Genomic DNA, 19,366 nt, shown 5'->3' with positions numbered 1-19,366 from the left:
TGTGACGGTCAGAATCAAGATTTGCGGCATTACCAGACCGGAAGACGGCGTTGAGGCCGCCAGGCTGGGCGCGGATGCCATCGGTTTGGTGTTTTATGAGAAAAGCCCGCGCAATGTCGCGCTGGCTCAGGCGCAAGCGGTCATTGCCGCGCTGCCGCCGTTCGTGACCGTGGTGGCTTTGTTCGTCAATCCGGATCGCGAATGGGTGGAGCAGGTGCTGGCAAACTGTGCGATTGATGTGCTGCAGTTTCATGGCGAAGAAAGCGCGGAGTTTTGCCGCTCTTTCCATCGCCCCTATCTCAAGGCGGTGCGGGTCAAGCCGGGTCTTGATCTGAGTGCGGCAGCGGCGGCCTATCCTGATGCGCGCGGTCTGCTGACCGATGCCTTTGTGGAGGGCGCGCACGGCGGCACCGGCACCACCTTCGATTGGGCCCTGTTGCCCGAAGACCTCTCCTTGCCGCTGATTTTGTCCGGCGGTCTGGATGATCAGAATATCAAGCAAGCCGTTGCCCGGGTTAAGCTGGCGGCGGTGGACGTTTCCAGTGGTGTGGAAGCGGCCAAGGGAATCAAAGATGCCGCCAGGATGGCGGCGTTCATATCAGGAGCTAGGCATGCAGCGGTATGATTTTCCGGATGCACTGGGTCATTTCGGCCCTTATGGCGGCGTGTATGTCGCTGAAACCCTGATGGCGGCGCTTGAGGAACTCAAGCAAGAGTACGCCCGCGTGAAAGCGGACCCTTCTTTCTGGGAAGAGTTCCGCCACGAACTCAAGCATTACGTGGGTCGGCCCAGCCCGGTCTACCACGCCAAGCGCTGGTCCGAAGAGCTCGGCGGCGCGCAGATCTGGCTGAAGCGCGAAGACCTCAACCACACCGGCGCGCACAAGATCAACAACGCCATTGGTCAGGCCCTGTTGGCGCGCCGCATGGGCAAGAAGCGCGTGATCGCCGAAACCGGCGCGGGTCAGCACGGCGTGGCATCGGCTACCGTTGCCGCGCGCTACGGCATGGAGTGCCACGTGTACATGGGCGCGGATGACATCAAGCGCCAGTCCCCCAATGTGTTCCGCATGAAGCTGTTGGGCGCCAATGTCGTGCCGGTGGAGTCTGGCTCCCGCACGCTGAAAGACGCGCTCAACGAGGCCATGCGCGACTGGGTCACCAATGTCGACAGCACTTTCTATATTCTCGGCACCGCTGCCGGCCCGCATCCTTACCCGATGCTGGTGCGCGATTTCGTCTCCGTGATTGGGGAAGAGGCCAAAGTGCAAATGCCCGAAGTCATCGGTCGTCAGCCGGACGTAGTGGTGGCTTGCGTGGGTGGCGGCTCCAACGCCATCGGCATGTTCCACCCCTATATCGGCGTGGATGGCGTGCGCATGGTGGGGGTGGAGGCGGGTGGTCACGGCGTGGCCAGCGGCAAGCATGCCGCGCCCCTGAGTAGCGGCGCCGGCGTGGGCGTATTGCACGGCGCCAAGAGCTATCTGATGCAGGACGAGAACGGCCAGATTGTCGAGACGCACTCCGTGTCCGCCGGGCTGGACTACCCGGGCGTCGGCCCCGAGCACAGCTATCTCAAGGATATTGGTCGCGCCGAGTATGTCGCCATCAATGACGACGAAGCGTTGAAGGCTTTCCACGACTGCTGTCATCTCGAGGGCATCATCCCGGCGCTGGAGTCCAGCCATGCGCTGGCTTGGGCTGCCAAGGTCGCGCCCACCATGAACAAGGATCAGGTGATTCTGGTCAATCTGTCCGGTCGCGGCGACAAGGACATCAACACCGTCGCCGGCTTGGCCGGCATCACCTTGTAAGAGGACCGTCATGTCTCGCATCGCAGAATGTTTCGCCGCGCTTGACGGCAAAAAGGCGCTGATTCCCTTCATTACCGCCGGTGACCCGCAGCCCGGGCTGACCGTATCGCTGATGCATGGTTTGGTGGACGGCGGCGCGGACATCATTGAACTGGGGGTGCCGTTTTCCGATCCGATGGCCGATGGCCCCGTGATCCAGCGTGCTTCCGAACGCGCGCTGGTTCACAAGGTAGGCATGAAAGACGTGCTGGCCATGGTGCGCGAATTCCGCAAGACCAACGCATCGACCCCGGTAGTGCTGATGGGTTATCTGAATCCGGTGTTCGTGATGGGCTATACCGAATTTGCGGCTCAAGCGCGCGAAGCTGGCGTTGATGGCGTATTGACTGTGGATTGCCCGCCGGAAGAAGCCGCCGAACTGTCCACCGCACTGGAAGCCGCCGGGCTGGACCCGGTATTCCTGATCGCTCCCACCACACCCGAGGCGCGCGTCAAGGAAATCGCGCGTCAGGCTCGGGGTTATGTCTACTATGTGTCGCTGAAAGGCGTCACCGGCGCAGGACATCTGGACATTGACGACGTAGCGCGTAAAATTGCCGCCCTTAGAGCACATATTCAGGTTCCCATTGGTGTGGGCTTCGGCATTCGCGACGGCGCGACGGCCAAGGCCATTTCCGTCACCGCGGATGCCGTGGTAGTGGGAAGCCGTCTGGTGCAGGAAATCGAGGCGGCAACGACAGAAACCGCCAGAGAGCGGTTGACCCGTCTGGTGGCCGAATTGAAGGCCGCCATCGTTTGATGTCGGACAGCCTTGCGGCTGTCCTTTGTCAGCTTACGCAAAGCGGGGGCTATTCAGCCTCTGTATCGAGAGCCGGCCGCGCATGACGCGGCGCGGTCGATGAGCAAGGAGTCAGCATGAGCTGGTTGAACAAGCTCCTGCCGCCGAAGATCAAGCGCGAAAACCGCGCCGACAAACCTTCGGCGGTACCGGAAGGACTGTGGAGCAAGTGCTCGGCATGTGAAGCCGTACTGTATTACACCGATCTGGAAAGCAATCTGCAGGTTTGCCCCAAGTGCAACCATCACCATCCGCTTTCCGCTCGCCAACGCCTGGACATGTTCCTGGACGACGAAGGCCGCCGTGAAATCGGCGCCGAGGTCAAGCCGGTGGACATTCTCAAGTTCAAGGACAGCAAGAAGTACCCGGATCGTTTGACGGCGGCGCAAAGCGCCACCGAAGAAGACGACGCGCTGGTGGTGATGCAAGGCAGCATCCATTCCGCGCCGGCCGTGGTGGCTGCGTTCGAATTCCGCTTCATCGGCGGTTCAATGGGCTCCGTGGTGGGCGAGCGCTTCGTGCGCGGCGTACAGGCCGCCATTGAAGCCAAGGCGCCGTTCATTTGCGTATCCGCCTCCGGTGGCGCGCGGATGCAGGAGGGCCTGAACTCGCTGATGCAGATGGCCAAGACCAGCGCCGCGCTGCAATTGCTGACCGACAATCGCCTGCCTTTCATCTCGGTGCTGACCGACCCCACCATGGGCGGCGTTTCCGCTTCTTTCGCCTTTCTGGGCGATGTGGTGATCGGCGAGCCCGGCGCTTTGATCGGCTTCGCCGGCCCGCGCGTGATCGAGCAAACCGTGCGCGAAACCCTGCCGGAAGGCTTCCAGCGTTCCGAATTCCTGCTTGAGAAGGGCGCTATCGACATGATCGTCGATCGTCGCGAACTCAAGCGCAAGGTGGCCGAGCTACTGGCCATGCTGGGCAAGGAACCCGCCGTCGCCTGATCGTGCGACTGCGAGACAAACCGCCTTACGGGGCGGTTTTTTCTTGCCTGGCGTCTCCGCATGACAAATGACGGGCGTGATGAGGTGATCAACGCAGCGAAGGGAGAGCGAGCATGATTTCCAGCCAGGCACTGGCTGCGTTGCGGCGCACGTTGGCCGAAGAGCGCGTACTGACGGATGCTGCGTCTTTGCTTCATTACGGTCGGGACTGGACGCGCTATATCGAGCCGTCGCCAGCCGCCATCGTTTTTCCGCTGGATGTGGATGAAGTCCGCGCGCTTGTGCAGTGGGCGCGGGCTTGCGGTGTTGCGCTGGTGCCCTCGGGTGGACGCACCGGTTTGTCGGCCGGTGCGGTAGCCAGTCGCGGCGAGGTGGTGGTGTCCTTCGAGCGCATGAATGCCATCCGTGATTTCGACCCGCTGTCGCGCACGGTGCGCTGTCAGGCGGGGGTGGTCACCGGTGCGCTACAAACGTTTGCCGAAGAGCGCGGGCTGTACTATCCGGTGGATTTTGCTTCCAGCGGCGCCAGTCAGATAGGCGGCAATATCGCCACCAACGCCGGCGGTATCCGGGTGGTGCGTTATGGCATGACCCGCGACTGGGTGGCCGGCCTGACCGTGGTGACGGGTACTGGCGAAGTGTTGGAGTTGAATCTGGGCCTGAACAAGAACAACAGCGGTTACGACTTGCGCCATCTTTTCATCGGCTCAGAGGGGACGCTGGGTTTTGTTGTTGAGGCGGTGATGAAGCTGACCAGCCCGCCGCCGCCAACGCGAGTAATGGTGCTGGGCGTGCGCCAGCTAGGCGACATCATGGCGGTGTTTGGGCATTTCGCCGGAGAGGCGAGATTGCAGGCCTTCGAATTTTTCTCCGATCAGGCGCTGGCGCAGGTGATGGCGGCGCAGGGTGTGGGAGCGCCGCTGGATGAGCGCTGGCCGTATTATGTGTTGCTGGAGTTTGAAGCAGCGGGAGACGCGGAAGAGGCGCGCGCTCTGGCGGCCTTTGCGCATTGCGTGGAGCAGGGCTGGGCCAGCGATGGGGTGATGTCGCAATCGCTGGCGCAGGCCCGTGCGCTGTGGCGCTTGCGCGAAGGCATCAGCGAGGCCATTACGCCGCGCACGCCGTACAAGAACGATATTGCCGTGATGATCAGCCAGGTGCCGGATTTTGTGGTCCGGTTGGATGCCATTCTGAGCCGCGACTATCCGGATTTCGAGGTGTTGTGGTATGGCCATATCGGCGATGGCAATTTGCACATCAATGTGCTGAAGCCGCAAGACTGGGCCTTGCCGGCATTCAAGAGCGCATGCGAGCAGGTCAACCGGCAGGTGTTCGAGCTCGTGCGGGCTTTCCGGGGCAGCATGTCGGCCGAGCACGGCGTGGGCATGCTCAAGCGCGACTATCTGAATGTCACGCGCAGCGAGGCCGAGATCGCCCTCATGCGCGGGGTGAAGTCGGTTTTCGATCCGGACGGGGTGATGAACCCCGGCAAACTACTCTGAAGGCGGAAAGCGGAACCGCTGTTCCGCCAGGGTCTGGTTGGACTGATCGCTAACCCGCACCACCAGGTCTATTTGTCCTGCGTCGGTCACCGACAGTCGGGACAGGGTGTTTTTCTCGCCCACCGTCGGCGCGGGCAGGCTGCCGGATTGCGAGGACTGGTTGCGGTTGCCGCCGTGCTCTTGTTGTAAGGTGATGGCATAGCGTACCGGCTGGCCGTCTTCGGCCAACCATGCCGGCTGCAGCAGCCGTTGCCCATTTTGTTGCTGGGTATCCAGAACAATCATTCCCGAAGCCTCCGCGGCGCCAGCCATCAGCAGGGCCAGCGCGCCTGTCCAGATTCTGTTCATGATTTAGTCGCATTAAAAAACACGGGGAGCGTTTGCTCCCCGTGCTTTTTGCTGTCAAGCCTGCTTACTTCTGCACGATGGTGGCGTGGTTGCCTGCACCACCGGCCTGCACGATGCTGGCTACGTCGTTGCTGGCGCTTTGCGTGATTTTGGCCACATTGCTGTTGCCATAAACACCAGCGCCGGACTGGTTGACCGAGGCGTTGTTGTTGTAGCCGGTCTGGGTCAAGTAGGCCTCATTGAAGGAGCCGCTTTGCGCCACGTTGGCCACCAGGGCGATGCCATCCTGCTTCACAACAGCAATGCCGTTGTTCTGGTTGGCTTGAGCAATGCTGGCCTGGTTGCTGTCACCGTTCTGGTTGATTTCAGACTTGCTGTACGTGGAGTTCAGCTGATTGGAGGAGGCGCTGTTGCTGTAGCCGTTCTGGTTGACGATGCCGCTGTTGCCGTAGGAGTTCCAGTACCAGTTATCCGCCCTTTGGTTGACAGAGGCGTTGTTGCCCCAGCCGCTCTGGTTGATGGAGGCGTAGTCGTTCCAATCGTAAGACTGGGCGATGGATGCGCTATTCCAGGCTCCGCTCTGAGCAACACCGGCAGTGGAGGAGTAAGAATCGTACTGGCTGATGCCAGCCTGGTTGATGAAGCCGCTTTGCTGGATGCGAGCCGAGCCGCTACCGCTGTAGGTCTGGCTGGTGCTGGCGCTGTTGGAGCCGCCGGATTGCGTGATGTTTGCTTGAGAGTTCCAGGAATCGTACTGGCTGGTACTGGCGCTCAGACTGTAACCGTTCTGCACGATGTTGGCGGAGTCATACCAGCTGTAATTGGTTTGATTGGTGCTGGCGCTGTTCCAGCCGCCTTGTTGCTGGATGCTGGCGTTGCTGCTGTAGGTGGTGTCCTGGTTTGCCGAAGCGGTATTGCTCTGACCGCTCTGGGAAATGGATGCCGAGCCATCCTGGTTGTTGGTTTGGGACACAGTTGCGCTCAGGCTGTCACCGTTGTACTGATTGATGTTGGCGTAGTTGGCGCCGCCGGTGCCATACCAGTAGCCGGACCAAGGGGAGTTGCCGCTCTGGGTGATGCTGGCGCTGCTGTTGCTGACGGCCACTTGGGTGGTGTAGGCGCTATTGCCAACGGTGCCGCCGTTCTGGGTGATAGAGGCTTGAACATTGGTACCGAAGCTTTGCGTAGCGGTAGCGCTGTTGCCAACACCGTCCTGGCTGATGGAGGCGACAGCGTAGGCGGAGTCGTCCTGTGCGATGGTGGCGCTGTTGCTGCTGCCGTTGCTGTTGATGCTGGCGGTTTGCAGGCCGGTGCTGTTCTTTTGCAGAACGGAGGCGGTGTTCAGGTCGCCGTTCTGGTAGACGGTGGCCAGCGCGTTGTCGGAGTTGCTCTGGGTTACGCCGACGGTGTTGCTGTTGCCGGTAACGCCCACATTGGCGGTGGAGCCGGTGGTGTCATTGGTGTTGGTTTGGGATACGGTCACGCCGTTGTTGTTGCCGGCAACGCCCACGCTGGCGTTGCCGCCAGTGATCTGTTGCTGGGTAACGGTGGTGGTGTTGTTGTCGCCAGTCTGGTTGCTGACGGCGTTGGAGCCGTAGCTGGTGTCCTGGGTGATGTTGGCGACGTTGTTGTTGCCGGTCTGGTTGGCGGCAGCATTGTTGCTGTCGGCCAGAGCGGCGCCGGAGCCAAAGGCCACGGCCAGAGCGAGAGCGATCTTGGTCATGCGATTCATCGTTAAAATCTCCAAAGTTTGGGTCCGGTTTTAAATCAATTACCGTGTTTGAATAATATTGACCACCTGGTTAGAACCGGTTTGCCAAACGGTGGCTTTGTTGGCATTCCCGTACTGCGTGATGGATACCGAATTGTTTTGTCCTTGTTGATAAACAATGCCGGTATTTAAAACCCCGTTCTGTTGAACGCTCGTTTTATTCCCGTAACCTTGCTGGGTAATAAGCGCGTAATTTTCAAGCCCTATTTGTTCAATCAGTGCGGTATTCTGTGAGCCGTTCTGATAAATCCCCGCCACATCATTACTCGGGCCGCCCTGCTGTTGCAGGCGCAAAGCTTGCAGGATCAGCTGCTCTGTATTGTCGGCATGCGCCAGTCCGGGCAGGGCGGCCAGCATTGCCAGCAAGAGTGCAATCCGTTTCATGATGATTCCCGTGAAGAATTGGCTGCACTATGCGGTTAAATAGCCCCGGCTTCCAATAAGCGAAATGGGTGAAATTGCCAAAGGAAAAAATAAGAAATATTCATGAGATATTGTTGGAATACATTGCTGGCACTGGGTTTTAGCTTGCTGTAGGCTCTGCTAAGTAAAAATACGAATGGTTAACTTGCGGCATAGAGGCAAAATGCCGCGAGATTCCAATACAAACAATCTCATTCTTTTTTCTGAGATTGATAACAATATTCCCTATGTCAGCGGGGGCAAGTGATGAGAACAGTGATGTTGTTGGTGGGGCAACCATCGACACAGGATGAGTTGTTGGTGGCGGTGATCGCTTCCAGACTGAACGTGCAATGCGGGGTGCACCCTTTGGGAGAACCCCTGATATTGCCCGGTTGCGAGCAGCCGCCTTTACTGGTGCTGGATGCCAGCGGCGCTTCCCGCGAGGCGTTGGCCGCGCACCTGGATGAGTTGGTGGTGGCCTGCCCGACGGCGCACATCGCCGTGGTGAACATATCGCCGGGCATTGCGCCGGAACCCTTTGCCATGCGGCCGCGGGTAGTGGGCATTTTTCCGGGAGTCTGCCCGCATGAAACCCTGATACGCGGGCTGTCCGGCATGTTGCGCGGAGAGTTGTGGTTGCCGCGCAAGGTGTTGCAGGAGTGCTTCCTGCGCTATCGCGAAGCCAATCCGGCCGGCGCTGACAAGCTGGAACTGTCACTCACGCGCAAGGAGCTGAAAACCCTGCAGCTGATGGCGCAAGGCAAATCCAATCAGGATATCGCCACTGAGCTCTTTGTCAGCACGCATACCGTGAAAACCCATATTTACAATCTGTTTCGCAAGCTGGGCGTGAGCAGTCGATCCCAGGCTGTGCTGTGGGCGGTGCGTCATCTCGGTTTGCAGGGGGCTGGTCATGCGGTGCATCACTAGGCTGCTGTTGTGCCTTGCTCTGTGCGGGGCCGGTGCGGCGAAAGCCGAGGAGGCAGTGATCGATCCGCACTGGGTGATCGACCAGACCCTGACCAGTACCGGCAAAGCCTTTTACCGCAGTTTTTATACCGGTTGGCAGGAGCAGGTGCTGGCCAAGGAAGTGACCGTGGTGGTGACGGAACGGCCGTCGGCGCGCTGGGGCAACATCATCCTGGTGGAGTTCGACCATCAGTTGCTTTACCAGGGGGTGTTGTCCAATACGCGCCGCTGGAATATCGAAGACATTGCGCAACAGGCGGTGCCTGCCGCTACGGCGCGATTGATTGAAATCGTGCTGTTGTCGCAGTACGAGCAGGATCTGGGCAAAGACGAACTATAGGAGCAGGGCGCATGAAACCGATCTGGATGGCGATGGCAATGCTGGCGGCGGGCTCCGCCTCGGCAGCCTCGCTGGTATATACCCCCGTCAACCCTGCTTTTGGCGGCAGCCCGCTCAATGGCAGCTGGTTGCTTAACGAAGCGCAGGCGCAGAACACTTACAAGGACCCGAGCACTGCCGGGGCTTACGGCACCAGCGCGCAGTCTTCGGTGCAACAGTTCAACAACCAGCTGCAGTCGGTGTTGCTCAACCGGCTGGCGTCATCGGTGGCGAGCAGCATCGTGGACAGCTCGGGCAACTTCAAGCCTGGCTCGGTGGACACGGGCACCTTCTCGATTCAGGTGGTGAATATTGGCAACGGTATGGTGCAAATCACCACTACCGATAAAACAACCGGTGCGACTTCGGTGTTCCAGGTCAGCAGCAGCGCAAGCATGTGAGAGCGGGCGGGAAAATGAAAAAAATATTTTTGCTGGCGTTGGTCTTTGGCCTGGCCGGATGCGGAGCGATGGATATCAACCGCGGCAAGCCGATGGCGGTGGGACCGGACGGCCCGCAATTGACGCCGTCTTCCAGCACGCACACTGATTTGCTGGGTTTGCCAAAGGCCAAAGGGGCCATTGTGGCGGCGGTGTACAACTTCCGCGATCAGACCGGCCAGTTCAAGCCCAGCTCTGAGAGTTCCTATTCCACGGCGGTAACGCAGGGCGCTACCTCTATGCTGGTGAAGGCCATGCTGGACTCGGGTTGGTTTGTCCCTGTGGAGCGGGAAGGGCTGCAGAACCTGCTGACCGAGCGCAAGATTGTCCGTTCCACCGACGGCAAGGCGCCGCCGGCGGAATTGCCCAATCTGTTGCCGGCCAGCATCCTGCTGGAAGGCGGCATTGTCGGCTATGAGACTAATGTGAAGACGGGCGGCGGTGGGGCGCGTTATCTGGGCATCGGCGTGTCCGACATGTACCAGACCGACCAAGTCACCATCAATCTGCGCGCCGTGGATATCCGCACCGGCCGCATCCTGTCCAGCGTGTCCACCACCAAGGCCATTCTGTCTTACCAGCTGGCCGGCAATGTGTACAAGTACATCAAGTTTTCCAGCCTGCTGGAACTGGAAACCGGCTTTACCCGCAATGAGCCGGTGCAGCTTTGCGTGCAGGATGCCATCGAGTCGGCGTTGGTGTACCTGATTGCCAATGGCGTGAAGAACAATCTGTGGACCTTGCGCGATCAGAACGATGCGGAGTCGCCGGTGTTGAAGCGCTACATGGCCGAGGTAAGCAACGGCTAGTTGTTTGGCATGTTAAGTTGGAAAAAACGAGGCTGATCATTTTTTGATCAGCCTCGTTTTTATTTAGCAATATCATAGTCTTAAAGTTGATATCCACAGCTTGTTCTCAAGCTTGTCCCTTGCGGGTGTGGGAAATTCCATAAAAGTTTCACTGAATTGCCGCTTTTCTGTGCAGTTTAACCAAGTGCTTCATCCGGAAAGGTTTTTTTTCGGCATTTCCGGCTTATCCACAGACTTATCCGTCGATTGCTGTGGATAAGGCGGCTTTGGTTTTGCCTTGGCCGGATGCGCATGATCACGCTTCGCGGTCGATCTGCTCCAACTCCTCCTGCACGCCCATCCAGTCTTCTTCCACGGTTTCCAGCTCCGCGCTGACGACGCCCTGGCGCTTCAGGCTGTCGGCCAGCCGCGCTTTGTTGGCTTCATCGTAGGCGGCGGGGTCGGCGAGAAAAGCGTCCAGCTCGGCCTTTTCCTTGCTGAGGGTTTCCAGCTGTTTTTCCAGCTTGCTCAGCTTGTTTTGCAGCGGTTTTTTCAGCTGGGACAAGCGCTGGCGGGTTTCAGCCTCCTGACGCTTTTGCTCCTTGCGGTTCAGCGTTTGCGCGTCGCCGTTGGAGGGTTTGCCGCTTTCGGCCAACTGTTCGATGCGCCATTGGCGATAGTCTTCCAGGTCGCCGTCGAAAGGCTTCACCGTGCCGCCATGCACCAGCCAGAAGGTGTCGGTGGTGGATTCCAGCAGGCTGCGGTCGTGAGATACCACGATCAGCGCGCCGCTGAAGTCCTGCAGCGCCAGTGTCAGCGCATGGCGCATTTCCAGGTCGAGGTGGTTGGTGGGTTCGTCGAGCAGCAGCAGGTTGGGTTTTTGCCAGACAATCATGGCCAGCGCCAGTCGGGCTTTTTCCCCGCCCGACATCGGGCCTACCGGGTCGGTGGCGGCGTCGCCGCGGAAGTTGAAGCCGCCAAGAAAGCTGCGCAGCTCGATCTCGCGAGTGGTGGGCGCCAGGCGCTGCATGTGCTGCAAGGGGCTGTCGTCTTCGCGCAGGGTTTCCAGCTGATGCTGGGCGAAGTAGCCGATCTTCAGCGTTTGCGCCTTTACCACTTCGCCGGTCTGCGGTTGGAGTTCGTTGGCCAGCAGTTTTACCAGTGTTGATTTGCCGGCGCCGTTGACGCCCAGAAGGCCGATGCGGCTGCCTGCTTCCACTGACAGCGACAGGCCGTTGAGAATGGTCTTGTCCCCATAGCCGATGCCCACCTTGTCCAGTCGCACCAGCGGGTTGGGCAGGTGGTCCGGGCTGTCAAAATGGAAGTCGAAGGGCGAGGCCACGTGGGCGGGTGCGATGCGTTCCAGCTTTTCCAGCGCCTTGACCCGGCTCTGCGCCTGCCGCGCCTTGCTGGCCTTGGCCTTGAAGCGGGTGATGAAGCTTTCCAGGTGCGCTATCTGCCGTTGCTGTTTCTCGAACTCGCCTTGCTGGCGGGCCAGCTTTTCCGCGCGCATGGTTTCAAACTGGCTGTAGTTGCCGGTGTAAAGCGTCAGCGTCTGGTTGGCGGCTTCGACGATATGGCTGCAGATGGCGTCGAGAAAATCGCGGTCGTGGGAGATTACCAGCAGGGTGCCGGGATAGGCTTGGAGCCAATCTTCCAGCCACAGCACGGTTTCCAGATCCAGGTGGTTGGTGGGCTCGTCCAGCAGCAGCAGGTCGGAGCGGCACATCAGCGCTTGCGCGAGGTTGAGGCGCATGCGCCAGCCGCCGGAAAAGCTGCGCACCGGATTTTGCTGGATGGCGGGATCAAAGCCCAGGCCGGTGAGCAGCTTGCCCGCCCGGGCCGGTGCGGACCAGGCCTCGATGCGGGAGAGCTCGCCGTGCAGGTGTCCGATGGCGGTGCCGTCGTTGCGTGCTTCGGCATCGGCCAGTTGCTGTTCCAGCTGGCGCAGTTCGCGGTCGCCGTCCAGCACATATTCCAGTGCCGGCGTGTCCAGCGCCGGTGTTTCCTGCGCCACGTGGGCCATCACCCAATGCGGCGGCAGCAGCGCGTCGCCGCTGTCGGCGTGCAATTCGCCCTTCAGCAGGGCAAACAGGCTGGATTTGCCCACGCCGTTGGCGCCGGTCAAGCCGGCCTTGTAGCCCGGGTTGAGGGTGAGGTTGGCCGAAACAAGCAGTTCTTTCAGCCCGCGACGCAGGCTGAGGTTTTTCAGTTGGATCATGGGGAGGCGGTAAAGCGCCGGCGACAAGCCGGCGCGGTGTGAAGTTAAACGGCGGGCAGGGAGGCCAGGTCCCAGCGTGGCTTGATGGCGAATCCGCCAGCGGTCTGGGCGAATTTCAAGCGCATCGCGCCGGCAAAGGCGATCATGGCGCCGTTGTCGGTGCAAAGCGCCAGCGGCGGGTAGAACACTTCCAGCTTGTGGCGACTGGCGGCGGCATCCAGCGCGGCGCGCAACTGCTTGTTGGCACCCACGCCGCCAGCGACCACCAGTTTTTTCATGCCGGATTGTTTCAGCGCTTTGAGCGATTTGCTGACCAGCACATCAACGATGGCCTCCTGAAATGCGCGGCAGATGTCTTTGCGCGTGGCGTCGTCAATGCCGCCGGCGGCTTCTTGCTCGCGCGCCAGCGTCAGCACGGCGGTTTTCAGGCCGGAGAAGCTCATGTCCAGATTGTCGGCGTGCAACATCGGGCGGGGCAGGGTAAAGCGTTTGGGATCGCCTTCTTCGGCCAACCGCGACAGCATCGGGCCGCCGGGGTAGGTCAGGCCCAGTAGTTTGGCGGTTTTGTCGAAAGCCTCGCCGGCCGCGTCGTCCAGCGTTTCGCCCAGGATTTCATAGTCGCCGATGCCTCGCACCGCCATCAGCTGTGTGTGGCCACCGGATACCAGCAGCGCTACAAAGGGGAAGTCCGGCCGAGGCTCGGCCAAGAGCGGCGACAGCAGGTGACCCTCCAGATGGTGAACGCCCACCACGGGAATGTTCAGCCCGAAGGCCAGGGCATTGGCCACGCTGGCGCCCACCAGCAGCGCGCCGCCAAGGCCCGGCCCCTGCGTGTAGGCGATGGCGTCCAGATCGGCCAGCGTCTTGCCGGCTTCGGCCAGGCAGGCTTCCGTCAGCGGGATGGCGCGGCGGATGTGGTCGCGGCTGGCCAGTTCCGGCACCACGCCGCCGTACTCGGCGTGCATGGCCATCTGGGTATGCAGTTGGTGCGCCAGCAGGCCGGCGTCCAGATCGTAGAGTGCAACGCCGGTTTCGTCGCACGAAGATTCAATTCCAAGTACCAGCATGTCGGCTTTTATAACAGGTCAATCTTTCCATTTTACCGGTGAATCTTTGTCCGCCCAAATCGGTGATGATAGTCTGTGGCGCAGCAGCGGTTTCAGGCCGCCTGACAGACGCAAGGGGATGCATGTGAAAGCAAGACTGAAGTGGGTGGACGGGGTGTGTTTCATGGGTGAAAGCGGTAGTGGTCACGCGGTAGTGATGGACGGCGCGCCGGAAGGGGGCGGCCGCAACCTGGGTCCGCGCCCGATGGAGTTGCTGCTGCTGGGCACCGCTGGTTGCACCAGCTACGACGTGATCAGCATTCTGAAGAAGTCCCGCCAGGAGGTGACGGATTGCTGGGTGGAGATGGAGGCGCAGCGCGCAGATACCGAACCCAAGGTGTTTACCGCCATTCATTTTCATTTTGTCGTTACCGGCAAGGGGCTGAAGCCCGACGTGGTGGAGCGCGCCATCAAGCTGTCGGCGGAAAAGTACTGTTCCGCTTCCATCATGCTGGGCAAGACCGCCGATATCACGCATGATTTCGAGGTGCGCGAAGCCTGATTGTGGTTGCGCGAGGTTTGCCGAAGGGGCCGGTCACTGCGACCGGCCCTTTTCATTTGCGCTTTGCCGCCCGGCGGCAATTCTTGCCGCTGCCGGAGCGGAGCACCCGGTTTTTGATGGGGCTGTATCAGGAAATTTCCGTTAAATCAGCGGTTTGCAAGATGTTTTTTGGTTGGCATGTTTCCTGCTTTTATGGCCAGACTCAAGGAGGTGGTTATGTTGGACAAGATCAGCAAGGAATTCGATTTTCAGCAGCGGGCGCTCAATCTGCGCGCTTACCGCGCGGAAGTCATCGCCAGCAATGTGGCGAATGCTGAAACCCCCAACTACAAAGCCGTGGATTTTGATTTCCGCCAGGCGCTGCAGTCCGCCATGACCGGTCAGAACGGTCTGTCGCTGAATACCACCGATGCCCGTCACATCACTGGCGGCGCCGGCAGCAACGCACACGGCGCGCAACTTCAGTACCGCAATGCCGTGCAGCAGAGTCTCGACGGCAACACGGTGGATATGGATGTGGAGCGTTCGGCTTTCGCTGACAACGCGCTGCAGTACCAATCCACGCTGACCTTCCTGAGTAAGCGTATTTCCAGTCTCAACAGCGCCATCACTGGAGGTCAGTAATCATGTCGCTGGCTAATGTTTTCGCTATTTCCGGCTCCGCGCTCACCGCGCAGTCAATGCGTCTCAATGTGGTGGCCAGCAATATCGCCAACGCCGAAAGCGCCACCAGCTCTACCGGCCAGCCTTACAAGGGCCGCCATGTGGTGTTCAGCGCCATCCCGGTTTCCGGTGCGCAGCCGCAAGTGGCCGGTGTGCGGGTGACTTCCATCGTGGAAGATCAGACTCCGCCTCGCTTGAAATACGATCCTTCCAATCCGCTGGCGGACGAGAAGGGTTACGTCAATATGCCCAATGTGAATCCGGTGGAGGAGATGTCGGACATGATAGCCGCCTCCCGCTCTTACCAGACCAACGTTGAAATGATGAACACTGCCAAGACCCTGCTGCAGAAAACCCTGCAGCTTGGCCAATAACCGGAGGTAAGCGGCAATGAGCACTTCGTCCACCAGCGGCGCCAACGCCTATTCGTATTTGAACGGCACCAGCTCGGCCTCCTCCGGTTCGTCGTCCTCCAGCACCACCAGCGCACAAGGCATTCAGGATCGCTTTCTGAAACTGCTGGTCGCTCAGTTGAAGGCGCAGGATCCGAGCAATCCGATGGACAACAGCCAGATCACCAGCCAGATGGCGCAGATCAGTCAGGTGTCTGGCATGCAGCAGCTGAACACCGCCATGCAGTCGCTGGTGCAGTCCCAGGCGGCCAATCAGTCCATGATGGCGGCCTCCATGATCGGCAAGGAGGCCATGGTGCCGGGCAATGCGCTGACGCTGAGCGGCGGCGCAGCGGTGCAGGGCGGCGTGAAGCTGTCTGACTCGGTCTCCGACCTCTCCGTCAGCATCAAGGACGCCAACGGCAATGTGGTGGATACCGTCAACGTGAAAAGCCCGAGTGCCGGTTACAACGCATTTGAGTGGGATGGCAAGGACAGCAACGGCAATGCCCTGCCGGACGGCAAGTACACCTTCTCGGTGTCTACGGGCAGCACTTCTTCCGTCACGGCTACTGCCTATGCCAATCAGACTGTCAGCGCCGTGTCCTGGGTGTCGGGCTCTCCGCAGCTGATCATGAAAGACGGCACCAAAGTAGCCTTGGGCGACGTGGCCCAACTGTCCTGACGATTACTGATATCCAAGCATTCCGGGAGTAGTGAAATGGGTTTCCAACAAGGTCTCAGCGGTCTGAATTCCGCCTCGTCCCAACTTAGCACTATCGGCAACAACGTTGCTAACGCCAGCACGGTGGGTTTCAAGAGCTCTCGTACCGAGTTCAAGGACTTGTTTTCCACCAGTTTCTACGGCGTGGCCAGCACCAGTTCCGGTATTGGTTCGCAAGTGGGGGCAGTATCGCAGTCGATGACGGCGGGCAATATCACGCCGACCGGGCGCAGCCTGGATCTGGCCATCAACAACAACGGTTTCTTTGTTGTGCGCCAGAACACCTCTTCCGGTGTGGGCTCGCTGGCCTATACCCGCAACGGCCAGTTTCAGGTCAACTCCAGCGGTTATGTAGTCAATGGCGCGGACCGCCTGCAAGGCTGGATGGCCAACAATGGCGTGATCAGCCAGGGGCCGGTGGGCGATATCCAGCTGCAGACCAACATCATCGCGCCGGCGCAGACTACCAAAGTCTCCATGGGCGTGAACTTGGATTCGCGCCTGTCCACGCCGACCGTGACGCCGTTCAGTCCCACCAATTCCGCCAGCTACAACTGGTCCAACGCGGCGCAGGTGTATGACAGCCTGGGCAATCAGCACAATGTGACGCTGTACTACATCAAGGGTGCGCCTACTGCAACGGGCACGCCGTGGACGGTGCAGGCGTATGTGGACGGCAACCCGGCCACCGCGCCCAACACTTACACCATGAACTACGACACGAGCGGCAATCTGACCAATACCACGCCGTTCAGCATCACGTTCTCGCCGACACCGGTTAACGGTTCCTCCGCGCCGGTGACGTTTACGCTGGATTACAAGGGTTCCACTCAGGTGGCCCAGACCTCCGGCACGCCGACCCAAACCGTGGACGGTTATGCGCCTGGCACTTTGTCGAGCATCAATATCGACTCCACCGGCAAAATCCTGGCCAGCTTCTCTAATGGTCAGAACAAGACCATCGGTCAGATCGCGCTGGCTACCTTCACCAATCAGCAAGGCTTGCAGAACATGGGCGGCAACCGCTGGGCGGAAACCCTGAGCTCTGGCGTGGCGGCTTTCAATGCGCCGGGCTCGGGCAATGCGGGCACCTTGCAATCGCAGGCGCTGGAAGACTCCAACGTCGACCTGACGGCCGAACTGGTCAACATGATCACCGCACAGCGTTTCTACCAGGCCAACGCACAGACCATCAAGACAGAGGATTCTTTGATGCAAACCATCATGAATCTGAAGTGATGGTTTGTAATCAGCTGAATTAGGGGGAGGTATGGACAGACTGCTGTTTCTGGCGATGACCGGGGCCAAGAACATCGACCTGCAACAGGCGACCACGGCGAATAACCTTGCCAACGTCAATACCAATGCCTTCAAGGCGGATCTGGCGTCTTTCCGTTCGCTGCCGGTAGTGGGGCCGGGCGCGCCCACTCGCACGTATGTGGTGGACAACACTATCGGTCACGATATGAGTCAGGGCAGCCTGCAGCGCACCGGCAATCCGAATGACTTTGCACTGGGTTCGCCCGGCTTTTTCGCGGTGCAGGCGGCTGACGGCAATGAGGCCTATACCCGCGACGGCGGTTTTGTGCTGGACGCCAATGGCATGATGCGCAACCGCAATGGTTTGCCGATCCTTGGCGATGGCGGCCCCATCACCGTGCCGGCCGGCAGCAAGGTGCAGCTGGGCCAGGATGGTTCTGTCATGGCCATTCCATTGACCGGTACCGATCGCACGGCCCAGCTGGTTGGTCAGATCAAGATGGTAAATCCGGGCGATCGCGCGGTTTACAAAGGCGCTGACGGCTTGTTTCGCGTCAATGGCGGCGACACGGCCCAGGCCGATCCAAATGTGAAGCTGGTGCCGGAATCGTTGGAGGCCAGCAACGTCAATGCAGTGGAAAGCCTGGTACAAATGATTTCGCACGGTCGCCAGTACGACATGAACGTAAAGATGATGCAGACCGCTGATCAGAACGATCAGAAAGCCACCCAATTGCTGGCTATCGGTTAAGCAAGATAACAATAAGGAACAAGCACCATGATGCGAGCGCTGTATGTGGCCAAAACGGGGATGGATTCCAGCCAGTTCAATCTGGACGTGATCTCCAACAACCTTGCCAACGTCAATACCATCGGTTTCAAGCGCGCCCGCGGCGTGTTCGAGGATCTGTACTATCAGACCCTGCGCCAGCCGGGCGCACAGTTGGCCGATGGCAGCGCAACGCCCACCGGCTTGCAAATCGGTACCGGCGCGGCTGCGGTGGCAACAGTAAAGAACTTTGCCCAGGGCAATGCCCAGCAGACCGGTCAGTCGCTGGACTGGCAGATCGACGGCGACGGCTTCTTCCGCATCCAGATGCCGGACGGTACCATCGCTTATAGCCGCGATGGTGAATTCCGCCGCAACAACAACGGCGATATCGTCACCTCTGACGGCTACCAGCTGAATCCGAATATCAATATTCCCAGTACGGCGACCCAGATCACGGTGTCCACTGCGGGCGTAGTGCAATACTTTCTGCCCAGCAATCCCAGTCCGCAAACGGCCGGCACCATCCAGCTGACCACCTTCATCAATCCACAAGGCTTGCAAAGTGTTGGCAACAACCTGTATCTGCAGACCGCCGCTTCGGGCGATCCGCAGGATGGCGACCCGAACACCGACAGCCGCGGCCAGATCAAGCAGGGCTTTCTTGAAGGTTCCAACGTCAACGTCACCGAGGAACTCATCAATATGATCACGGCCCAACGCTCCTTCGAGATGAACTCGAAAGCGATTACTACGGCAGACCAGATGCTGCAAAAACTGACGCAATTGTAATGACTGGCCGGCGTTGGTCGGCTGATGCACAGGCAAGGGGAGGATGATGAGAAAAACGGCAAACCTGTTGGGTATCCTGATGGCGATGGTGTTGCTGGCGGGCTGCGCCACCGAACCGGCCCCGCTGGTACAACTGCCCACTACGGCTCGCCCGCAACCGCAACCTGCCAGCATGCCGTCCAATGGCTCGATTTTCCAGAACGCCAACTACCGTCCCCTGTTCGAAGACAAGATGCCGTCTCTGGTGGGCGACACCCTGACCATCAATATCCAGGAAAAATCTTCCACCTCTGCTTCAGAACAAACCACCGCCACCAAGTCGGCTGCCATCAGCGACACGCTCAAGAGTGGCATACAGTTGCCCTTCATCCCCAGTAGTTTGGGTAGCGGCATGGGCGCCAACCTTTCCGGCAATGGCTCGGCGAGCAATACCGGCAAAGGCACCAATCAGGTGGCAACTACTTTTGTCAGCTCCATCACGGTTACCGTCATCGATGTGCTGGCCAATGGCAACCTGATGGTCAGCGGCGAAAAAGTGGTCCGCATCAATGGCGATACGGAATCCATCCGCTTGTCCGGCGTGGTGAACCCGCGAGACATTTCCGCGGATCGCTCGGTGTCGTCGCTGAAGGTGGCGGATGCGCGCATCGAGCAGGAAACGCGCGGCAACAATCGCCTCTATAATGAGCCGGGCTGGTTGGCCAAGTTCTTCCTCAGCATCATGCCCATCTGAGAT

Annotated in this window: 22 protein-coding genes; 17 read left to right on the top strand and 5 right to left on the bottom strand. The window is 59.7% G+C overall.

Going from position 1 to position 19,366, the window contains the following annotated elements; genetic code table 11:
• The first annotated feature begins 1 nt into the window (after position 1).
• The 5 genes from Q0P52_RS05555 (at position 2) to Q0P52_RS05535 (ending at position 5,101) form a co-directional block, all read left to right on the top strand.
• The gene (locus tag Q0P52_RS05555) at positions 2 to 625 is read left to right on the top strand and encodes a phosphoribosylanthranilate isomerase (RefSeq protein WP_293764580.1); all 624 of its coding nucleotides are present in this window, start codon (positions 2 to 4) and stop codon (positions 623 to 625) included.
• Positions 612 to 1,814 carry a tryptophan synthase subunit beta gene (gene trpB / locus Q0P52_RS05550; protein ID WP_293764578.1) on the top strand — a complete coding sequence of 401 codons (1,203 nt, stop codon included), beginning with the start codon at positions 612 to 614 and terminating at the stop codon, positions 1,812 to 1,814. Before Q0P52_RS05555 ends, trpB begins: the two co-directional genes overlap by 14 nt.
• A gap of 10 nt (positions 1,815 to 1,824) precedes the next feature.
• Positions 1,825 to 2,613: a tryptophan synthase subunit alpha gene (trpA, locus tag Q0P52_RS05545; RefSeq protein WP_293764576.1), complete on the top strand. Its 789-nt coding sequence runs from the start codon at positions 1,825 to 1,827 to the stop codon at positions 2,611 to 2,613.
• A 116-nt stretch (positions 2,614 to 2,729) separates the two neighbouring features.
• Positions 2,730 to 3,599, top strand: coding sequence for an acetyl-CoA carboxylase, carboxyltransferase subunit beta (gene accD, locus Q0P52_RS05540; protein WP_293764574.1), 870 nt, complete (start codon positions 2,730 to 2,732; stop codon positions 3,597 to 3,599).
• Positions 3,600 to 3,712: 113 nt separating this feature from the next.
• Positions 3,713 to 5,101 carry an FAD-binding oxidoreductase gene (locus Q0P52_RS05535; RefSeq protein ID WP_293764572.1) on the top strand — a complete coding sequence of 463 codons (1,389 nt, stop codon included), beginning with the start codon at positions 3,713 to 3,715 and terminating at the stop codon, positions 5,099 to 5,101.
• On the opposite strand, the gene Q0P52_RS05530 is transcribed toward Q0P52_RS05535, so the two are convergent.
• From Q0P52_RS05530 to Q0P52_RS05520, 3 genes are all read right to left on the bottom strand, one after another.
• On the bottom strand, positions 5,093 to 5,449 hold the full coding sequence (locus Q0P52_RS05530) for a hypothetical protein (protein WP_293764570.1): 357 nt from the start codon (positions 5,447 to 5,449) through the stop codon (positions 5,093 to 5,095). The genes Q0P52_RS05535 and Q0P52_RS05530 overlap by 9 nt on opposite strands.
• Positions 5,450 to 5,513: 64 nt before the next feature.
• Positions 5,514 to 7,172: a hypothetical protein gene (locus Q0P52_RS05525; protein WP_293764568.1), complete on the bottom strand. Its 1,659-nt coding sequence runs from the start codon at positions 7,170 to 7,172 to the stop codon at positions 5,514 to 5,516.
• Positions 7,173 to 7,220: 48 nt separating this feature from the next.
• Positions 7,221 to 7,604, bottom strand: coding sequence for a hypothetical protein (locus tag Q0P52_RS05520; RefSeq protein ID WP_293764566.1), 384 nt, complete (start codon positions 7,602 to 7,604; stop codon positions 7,221 to 7,223).
• 285 nt (positions 7,605 to 7,889) lie between these two features.
• Here Q0P52_RS05520 and Q0P52_RS05515 point away from each other — a divergent pair, with 285 nt between their 5' ends.
• The 4 genes from Q0P52_RS05515 (at position 7,890) to Q0P52_RS05500 (ending at position 10,222) form a co-directional block, all read left to right on the top strand.
• A complete protein-coding gene (locus Q0P52_RS05515; RefSeq protein ID WP_293764564.1) occupies positions 7,890 to 8,555 on the top strand; it encodes a response regulator transcription factor in 666 nt (221 codons plus the stop codon).
• The gene (locus tag Q0P52_RS05510) at positions 8,539 to 8,934 is read left to right on the top strand and encodes a CsgE family curli-type amyloid fiber assembly protein (RefSeq protein WP_293764562.1); all 396 of its coding nucleotides are present in this window, start codon (positions 8,539 to 8,541) and stop codon (positions 8,932 to 8,934) included. Before Q0P52_RS05515 ends, Q0P52_RS05510 begins: the two co-directional genes overlap by 17 nt.
• An 11-nt stretch (positions 8,935 to 8,945) precedes the next feature.
• Positions 8,946 to 9,374: a curli assembly protein CsgF gene (locus tag Q0P52_RS05505; protein WP_293764560.1), complete on the top strand. Its 429-nt coding sequence runs from the start codon at positions 8,946 to 8,948 to the stop codon at positions 9,372 to 9,374.
• A gap of 68 nt (positions 9,375 to 9,442) precedes the next feature.
• Complete coding sequence (locus tag Q0P52_RS05500; RefSeq protein WP_293764558.1) at positions 9,443 to 10,222, top strand: CsgG/HfaB family protein; 780 nt, start codon at positions 9,443 to 9,445, stop codon at positions 10,220 to 10,222.
• A gap of 295 nt (positions 10,223 to 10,517) precedes the next feature.
• Here Q0P52_RS05500 and Q0P52_RS05495 read toward each other — a convergent pair whose 3' ends face one another.
• The gene (locus Q0P52_RS05495) at positions 10,518 to 12,422 is read right to left on the bottom strand and encodes an ATP-binding cassette domain-containing protein (RefSeq protein ID WP_293764556.1); all 1,905 of its coding nucleotides are present in this window, start codon (positions 12,420 to 12,422) and stop codon (positions 10,518 to 10,520) included.
• A 44-nt stretch (positions 12,423 to 12,466) separates the two neighbouring features.
• Positions 12,467 to 13,489, bottom strand: coding sequence for a tRNA (adenosine(37)-N6)-threonylcarbamoyltransferase complex transferase subunit TsaD (gene tsaD, locus Q0P52_RS05490; protein WP_293764554.1), 1,023 nt, complete (start codon positions 13,487 to 13,489; stop codon positions 12,467 to 12,469).
• A 124-nt stretch (positions 13,490 to 13,613) separates the two neighbouring features.
• Between tsaD and Q0P52_RS05485 the strand changes: the two genes are divergently transcribed.
• The 8 genes from Q0P52_RS05485 to Q0P52_RS05450 all read left to right on the top strand — a co-directional run bounded on the left by Q0P52_RS05485 (position 13,614) and on the right by Q0P52_RS05450 (position 19,363).
• Complete coding sequence (locus Q0P52_RS05485) at positions 13,614 to 14,030, top strand: OsmC family protein (RefSeq protein WP_293764552.1); 417 nt, start codon at positions 13,614 to 13,616, stop codon at positions 14,028 to 14,030.
• A gap of 216 nt (positions 14,031 to 14,246) precedes the next feature.
• The gene (gene flgB / locus Q0P52_RS05480; protein WP_293764550.1) at positions 14,247 to 14,654 is read left to right on the top strand and encodes a flagellar basal body rod protein FlgB; all 408 of its coding nucleotides are present in this window, start codon (positions 14,247 to 14,249) and stop codon (positions 14,652 to 14,654) included.
• Positions 14,655 to 14,656: 2 nt separating this feature from the next.
• Complete coding sequence (gene flgC / locus Q0P52_RS05475; protein WP_293764548.1) at positions 14,657 to 15,067, top strand: flagellar basal body rod protein FlgC; 411 nt, start codon at positions 14,657 to 14,659, stop codon at positions 15,065 to 15,067.
• Positions 15,068 to 15,083: 16 nt separating this feature from the next.
• A complete protein-coding gene (locus Q0P52_RS05470) occupies positions 15,084 to 15,770 on the top strand; it encodes a flagellar hook capping FlgD N-terminal domain-containing protein (protein WP_293764546.1) in 687 nt (228 codons plus the stop codon).
• A gap of 36 nt (positions 15,771 to 15,806) precedes the next feature.
• Positions 15,807 to 17,048: a flagellar hook protein FlgE gene (gene flgE / locus Q0P52_RS05465; protein WP_293764544.1), complete on the top strand. Its 1,242-nt coding sequence runs from the start codon at positions 15,807 to 15,809 to the stop codon at positions 17,046 to 17,048.
• 31 nt (positions 17,049 to 17,079) lie between these two features.
• Entirely contained in the window at positions 17,080 to 17,820 is a 741-nt protein-coding gene (locus tag Q0P52_RS05460; RefSeq protein ID WP_293764542.1) for a flagellar basal body rod protein FlgF, read from the top strand.
• Between the two features lie 27 nt (positions 17,821 to 17,847).
• On the top strand, positions 17,848 to 18,630 hold the full coding sequence (flgG, locus tag Q0P52_RS05455) for a flagellar basal-body rod protein FlgG (protein ID WP_293764539.1): 783 nt from the start codon (positions 17,848 to 17,850) through the stop codon (positions 18,628 to 18,630).
• A 46-nt stretch (positions 18,631 to 18,676) separates the two neighbouring features.
• A complete protein-coding gene (locus tag Q0P52_RS05450; RefSeq protein ID WP_293764536.1) occupies positions 18,677 to 19,363 on the top strand; it encodes a flagellar basal body L-ring protein FlgH in 687 nt (228 codons plus the stop codon).
• The last annotated feature ends 3 nt before the right edge of the window (positions 19,364 to 19,366 follow it).

The organism is uncultured Aquitalea sp., assembly GCF_945957525.1.
Lineage (GTDB): Bacteria > Pseudomonadota > Gammaproteobacteria > Burkholderiales > Chromobacteriaceae > Aquitalea.
This window is presented reverse-complemented; position numbering and strand designations above follow the sequence as displayed.